Source organism: Vibrio sp. D401a (assembly GCF_030248515.1).
GTDB lineage: Bacteria > Pseudomonadota > Gammaproteobacteria > Enterobacterales > Vibrionaceae > Vibrio > Vibrio rotiferianus.
Window position 1 is genome coordinate 1 of record NZ_JAHGAI010000096.1, and the last position, 844, is coordinate 844.

Annotated in this window: 1 protein-coding gene; it reads right to left on the bottom strand. The window is 37.7% G+C overall.

Annotated elements, in window-relative coordinates; all coding sequences use genetic code 11:
* Positions 1-19: 19 nt before the first annotated feature.
* Positions 20-748, bottom strand: a complete 729-nt coding sequence (locus KIV41_RS24580) for a toll/interleukin-1 receptor domain-containing protein (RefSeq protein WP_252040583.1) — start codon at positions 746-748, stop codon at positions 20-22.
* Positions 749-844 lie beyond the last annotated feature (96 nt).

The window sequence follows — 844 nt, forward strand, 5'->3', positions numbered from 1 at the left end:
AAATGCTTTGTTATGAGTATTATTTCAACGCAAGCAAGACGTCTTCTAAACCTGAATTGTAGTCCTGAATGAAATTTGCATATTTTTTCATTTTAAGTAGACGAGGAATTTTGCAGTCCTGATACAATATTGGTAAGACCATAATATTGCCAGACTCAATCTCGTCCCAATACATTGAGTGCCACTCTCGTTCAACCCACTTTGATTCGACAGCATTTTGAGAAAGCACCAAGATAATAGCATCTGCATCATCTAGACCTGACTCAATTTTCTCCGGTATTGAATCACCAACCTTTATTTGCCATTCATCTAACCACGGCGTATGCCCAGCATTGGATAAGTCGGAACTCAACCAACGAACAAAATCTTTGTCTTTTGATGAATGGGATATAAATACTTTTTTTCCTTGATCCACTTCTTGATACCTTGCTGATAACAGCCATTCATACAGAGTTGACTCAATGAGATGCAACTCTGTGATTTCATAATTTCGTAGATGCTTAGGTTCGATTAAACCGATGCTATTACGCAATTGATTTCTTCTATTTTTTAGGTCTTCTGTTGTTGGATATGCAAGACAGGAAAAAGGAATACAAAAGTACTTTCGACACTGCGACATTTCCCCAAAATAAACAACAGCAACTTCAATTTCTAAGTCATCATCCCATATATCATCGTCATAATAACAAATGCGACCAGCATACTTACCACTTTTTACTACTAATATACCGTAGTCAAATTCTGTCATGTTATCCTCGAATACTCATAACGCCCTGTTAAGGGGTGAGCAATGCAATACCGAAGCAGCCGCATACCACCTTAATCGCTAAAACCAACGCATAGT